This window comes from Spiroplasma sp. Moj, from assembly GCF_016082285.1.
GTDB classification, from domain to species: Bacteria; Bacillota_I; Bacilli_A; order Mycoplasmatales; family Mycoplasmataceae; genus Spiroplasma; species Spiroplasma phoeniceum.
This window is the reverse complement of the sequence record NZ_MQTY02000073.1, coordinates 1-5,312: the sequence shown is the minus strand read 5'-3', so window position 1 is coordinate 5,312 and position 5,312 is coordinate 1. Positions and strand designations below refer to the sequence as shown.

At 26.5% G+C, this 5,312-nt stretch carries 8 protein-coding genes; all 8 read left to right on the top strand.

The window, feature by feature from the left end; genetic code table 4:
• Positions 1 to 516: 516 nt before the first annotated feature.
• The 8 genes from rpsP (at position 517) to BST80_RS03880 (ending at position 5,237) form a co-directional block, all read left to right on the top strand.
• Positions 517 to 876, top strand: coding sequence for a 30S ribosomal protein S16 (rpsP, locus tag BST80_RS03915; RefSeq protein ID WP_415746052.1), 360 nt, complete (start codon positions 517 to 519; stop codon positions 874 to 876).
• A gap of 25 nt (positions 877 to 901) precedes the next feature.
• Positions 902 to 1,153: a hypothetical protein gene (locus BST80_RS03910; protein WP_415746051.1), complete on the top strand. Its 252-nt coding sequence runs from the start codon at positions 902 to 904 to the stop codon at positions 1,151 to 1,153.
• Positions 1,154 to 1,645 (top strand): ribosome maturation factor RimM, encoded by a 492-nt coding sequence (locus BST80_RS03905; RefSeq protein WP_415746050.1) that lies wholly within the window; start codon positions 1,154 to 1,156, stop codon positions 1,643 to 1,645.
• Position 1,646: 1 nt separating this feature from the next.
• Entirely contained in the window at positions 1,647 to 2,450 is an 804-nt protein-coding gene (gene trmD / locus BST80_RS03900; RefSeq protein ID WP_415746049.1) for a tRNA (guanosine(37)-N1)-methyltransferase TrmD, read from the top strand.
• Positions 2,404 to 2,760 (top strand): 50S ribosomal protein L19, encoded by a 357-nt coding sequence (gene rplS / locus BST80_RS03895; protein WP_415746048.1) that lies wholly within the window; start codon positions 2,404 to 2,406, stop codon positions 2,758 to 2,760. The genes trmD and rplS overlap by 47 nt, the downstream gene beginning before the upstream one ends.
• A gap of 66 nt (positions 2,761 to 2,826) precedes the next feature.
• Positions 2,827 to 3,675 carry a ribosome biogenesis GTPase RsgA gene (locus BST80_RS03890; RefSeq protein ID WP_415746047.1) on the top strand — a complete coding sequence of 283 codons (849 nt, stop codon included), beginning with the start codon at positions 2,827 to 2,829 and terminating at the stop codon, positions 3,673 to 3,675.
• A gap of 55 nt (positions 3,676 to 3,730) precedes the next feature.
• Positions 3,731 to 4,621 carry a ribosome biogenesis GTPase YlqF gene (ylqF, locus tag BST80_RS03885; RefSeq protein WP_415746046.1) on the top strand — a complete coding sequence of 297 codons (891 nt, stop codon included), beginning with the start codon at positions 3,731 to 3,733 and terminating at the stop codon, positions 4,619 to 4,621.
• The gene (locus tag BST80_RS03880; protein ID WP_415746045.1) at positions 4,614 to 5,237 is read left to right on the top strand and encodes a ribonuclease HII; all 624 of its coding nucleotides are present in this window, start codon (positions 4,614 to 4,616) and stop codon (positions 5,235 to 5,237) included. The genes ylqF and BST80_RS03880 overlap by 8 nt, the downstream gene beginning before the upstream one ends.
• Positions 5,238 to 5,312: the final 75 nt, after the last annotated feature.

Sequence of the window (5,312 nt, the reverse complement as noted above, 5' to 3'; positions counted from 1 at the left end):
TAGTGATAATTTGTTAGCTTTGCCACCTTTTTTAAATTTTTCTATTTCAGCAACCTTTAAAATATCTAACATTTTATTAAAAGTGGCTTGTTTTATTCCTGTTAATCGGAATAATTCTTTATCATTAATAAAATCAAATTTATCAAATTTCATAATTTTAGATTCCTATAATTTCTATTTTAAATATATTTTATAGGAATTTTAAAATAACTAGGTTATGCAAGAAGTCTAATAAGCTACATTCTAAATATCAAGGCGAAACATTAAACAAACGGGTAAATGAAAAAATATTTGGAATTAGTGGAAAAGGGATGACATTACATAAAAAAGATGTTTTTATCCCACAATCAGTGTTAAATGTTTTTAAAAATGATTTTTCTGAAGAAGGAAAATATGATTAGCAAAAAATAAAGTGTTAAGTTAAAAAACTTGACTCTTTTTTAATTTCAGGTATTATATAAAAGATGTTAAATTTTATAGTTTAACATGAACGCAGAATTAGAAAGGAAATTATTAATGGTAAAATTACGTTTAAAAAGAATAGGTAAAAAGAAAGCAGCATTCTACCGAATTGTTGCAACAGATGCTCGTGTCAAACGTGATGGAGAATATATTGAGTTAATTGGAACATATAATCCTATTAATGGTGATGTAAAAATTAATCATGATCTTGCTTACAAATGATTATTAACAGGAGCACAACCAACTGATACTGTTCGTAATTTGTTAAGTAAAGAAGGCTTAATGACTAAATTGCATAATGAAAAATATGCTGCTAAAACAACAAAGAGTACAAAAGAAAAGGCAGCAACAGATAAAAAAGCAAAGGTAACAAAGAAACCGAAGGCAAAGACAACAACAGATGCCAAAAAATAGTTGTAATTAAGTGTGGTGTTAATTAATGTATATTACTGAACTTAAAAATTTAATTAATCCGTTAATTTGTCAGGATGATAATGAATTATATTATGAAATTCGTCAAATGCCATCGACAAATGTAGGAGAAATTAATTTATTAGTAATGTGTAATGAAGAAGTGTTAGGATATGTTGTTAGTAAAGCAGGAATAATTGCTAATAGCTTAAGAACTTTATTAAATATTAGAGCACATGTTGATCAAAATAAAGTTAATATTAAGTTTGAGGTTTTATAGATGGAAACTTTGTTAAAAATTTTTAAACTTAAAAAGCCCCATGCAATTAAAGGTGAACTTAAAGCAACTTTATTAATAAACATTAAAAATATAAATAAATTGCTTAATAAATTAATGTTTATTCAAGTTCAAATGATTTATACGCCAGTAACATTAATTAAAATTACTGCTACTAAGCAAGATTATATTTTAAAATTTAAAGAGTTTACTAATATTAATGAGGTAATAGCTTTTAAAGAATGCTATTTATTTGTTCAAAAAGCAAATTTGAATTATACAGAAGTTATTAATCAGGAAAATTTAATTAATTTTACAGTCTTTCATAATCAAAAAAAAATTGGGATTTTAGTAAATCAATTTGAAACTAAGGCACATCTTGTTTTTGAAATTAAAACAACAGATGGTACATTAATAATGATTCCAAATGTTGATGCATATGTTGAACAAGTTGATCTGCAACAACAAGAAATTATTTTAAAAAAGGTGATTTAAAATGAAAAAGTTTACAGTATTAACTTTATTTCCAGAAATGTTCAATAATTTTATGACAACATCAATTATTAAAAAAGCACTTTATGAAAAATTAATTGCAATTAAAATTGTTGATATTCGTGATTATAGCATTGACAAACATCATCAAGTTGATGATTACCAATATGGTGGTGGTGAAGGAATGGTTTTAATGATTGAACCATTAGTAGCAGCGATTAAAGCTCACCAAACAAAAGACAGTGTAACAATTTTGTTAACACCACAAGGTAAGCAATATGTGCAAGAACAAGTGCAACAATTTGCAGCAAATGATAATGATTTAATTTTAGTTTGTGGGCATTATGAAGGCTTTGATGAAAGAATTTTATATTATATTGATTATGAATTATCAATTGGTGATTATATTTTAACTGGCGGTGAATTAGCTAGTATGGTTGTAATTGATAGTGTTACTCGTTTATGTGAAAATGTAATTAATACACAATCACATCTCAATGATTCTTTTTCTAACAATCTATTAGATTATCCTGTTTATACAAAACCAGTTGAATATGATGGCTATTATGTTCCTGAAGTTTTATTAAGTGGTCATCATCAGAAAATTGCCCAATGACGAGAATATGAAGCATTAAAAAAAACTTGATTAAAACGTCCCGAACTTTTAGAAAAAAAAATTTTAACCACAGAACAACAAATATTATTAGAAAAAATTAAAAACGAAAAAAGGTTTAACGACCGTAGAAAGGAAAAAAACAGTTATGAAGATGAATTTAACAGAAGAAATTACAAAAGATCAACTTCGTAGTGATTTGCCACAATTTTCTTCAGGAGATAAAATTAAAATACATTATAAAATCCAGGAAGGAAATAAGTTTAGAATTCAAGCTTTTGAAGGAGTAGTAATTAAGTTACAAGGTAGCGGAATTGCAGAATCAGTTACAATTCGTAAAATTAGTAATAGAGCTGGCGTTGAAAGAAAATTCCCTTTACATTCGCCATTAATTGATAAGATTGAAATTGTAAAATATGGACGAGTTCGTCGTGCTAGAATTTATTACATGCGTAATCGAACTGGTAAAGCTGCTCGAATTAAAGAGATTATTAAAACAAAATAACCCTAAAAGACTGATAAAGTCTTTTTAATTTGTATTAAAATAATAACACAAGGAGGAAACACAATTATGTGTGATAAGAAATTTTCAATTCCCAAAGAATTTATTAAAAATAATAAGAGGGTTTATAAACTTGCTGAAACAGCTGATGTTATTATTGAAGTAGTTGATGCAAGAATTGCACATTCTGGTGCTAATCTTTTAAATTATGCGAAATTAAATGATGTGAAAAGAATAATTTTATTTTCAAACACACAAAAAGCTGATGTTGAGCAAACAAAAAAATGAATGGAATATTATCATAGCCAAGAAATTTATTGTCAAATGTTATTATGTCATGAAGAGCAAACTAGTAAAGAATATCAGCGGTGTTTAGCCAATTTTAAGAAACTTTTAAAAAAGTATGCTAATAAGAAGATATTAATTATTAGTTTACCAGATAGTAATAAAGAACTTTTATTAGAAAAAATGTTTGATAATAATGAAACATTTGAAAAAGGAAGAGGAATATTTTTTACCCGTGAAAAAATTTATCGTTATAATAATGTTGAATTTATTGACACAGTACCAATTACAGGGATTAATTTTTCTCAACCAGATGTTTATTGAAATACACAAATTTTAGGACTTTTTAAAATAGAGGATAATACAGAAATAGTAGCAATTAAAGCATTCCAATTGTTATTAACAAAATATCAAAAAAAATTAGAAACAGCATATAGTGTTCGAATTCAACCAAAATCATCAGTAAAACAAATTGTTAAAGAATTTATTAAATTAATGACAACAAATTTATCTTTACCTGATAGTGAAACAACCGATAATTTACTTCTATGTGCTAAATTTTTAGAATATATTAAAAAAGGGAAGAAGATTCCCGCAATTTCATTGGAATGAGTTGAAGATTATGTTAAATAATTTTTATTTAAAATGATATAAATTATTAAAAAAAGATTAAAAGGAGGAAAATAAAATGACAACAAATATTCATTGGTTTCCTGGCCATATGGCAAAGGCAATTAAACAAATTGATGAGCAAAGTAAATTAATTGATTTAGTAATTGAAATTGTTGATAGTCGAATTCCGTTTTCCTCTTCAAATCCATTGGTTGATAACTTACGTGGTTTAAAACCAAAGTTAATTATTTTAAATAAAAAAGATTTAGCGGACCCAGTTGCCATCAAGGCATGACTTGAATATTACCAATCGCAACAGATTGCTGTTTTACCATTGGATAGTAAGCATGGCAATATTACAAAATTAATTATTGAAAAAATTTATTTTGTTTTAGCTGGTAAAATTGAACGTGATCAAAATAGAGGAATTAAATCACCAAAACTAAAAGTAATGGTAATTGGTATTCCTAATGTTGGAAAATCTACTTTTATTAATGCTTTAATAAAACGAAATTCAACTCGAGTTGGCAATAAACCAGGTGTAACAAAAGGCCAACAATGATTAAAATTAAATCATCAAATTGATTTAATTGATACTCCGGGAATTTTATGGCCTAAAATTAATGACCCACAAGTAGCAATGAATTTAGCTTTTACACGGTCAATCAAAGAAGATATTTTACCAAAAGAAGAAATTTGCTTAGCTGCAATAAAATGAATGCATAAATATTATTTTTCTTTGTTAGCGAAGCAATATCATCTTTTACCAAGTGATAATTTTGATGTAACAGATGAACAAAAACTTTTTGAATTATTATTAGTAATGCAACAAAATCATTTTCATAAAGTTGATGAAGATAATGTTAATAATATTGTTACTAATTTTTTAAATAATTTATGAAATAATAAGTTTGGTTTAATGTCTTTTGAGTTTCCACCTGGAAGAGGAACAATTAATTATGAATAAATTTGAACAAGAGATTTTAATGCCATATCCTAATACAACAATTATGGTAGGAACTGATGAAGCTGGCCGTGGATGTTTAGCAGGTCCTTTAGTTGTTAGCGCTGTTATTTTACCGCTAAATTATGTTAACGATGAAATTAAGGATAGTAAAAAATTAACAGTAAAGCAACGAAATAAATTAGCAGATGAAATTATGTCTATTGCAATTAGTTATACGATTGAGATTATTTCTGTTGCAATGGTTGAAACTTTGAATCCTAAGCAAGCAAGTATTATTGGTATGCAACAAGCAATTGATAATTTAATGGTTAAACCAGATATAATTTTAACTGATGCAGAAAAGTTAGGACCATTTTATCATCACCAAGCAATTATTAAAGGAGATAGTCTTTCACAATCAATTGCGGCAGCTTCAATTTTAGCAAAAGTAACAAGAGATAATTTAATGCTCAAATTTGATCAAGATTATCCACAATATGATTTTAAAAATAATAAAGGGTACGGAACCAAAAAACATTTATTAGCATTACAAGAATTTGGAATTACATCATTGCATCGGAAAACTTATCGCGCTGTTCGTGAAGCTATGTTAAAAAATAATGTTAATTATAAATAGGCCGTATAAATTATTTTGGGGTCTTAAATTAATATCTTAGAAATTGTGGAATAATATACCACTTACTTATTTAGA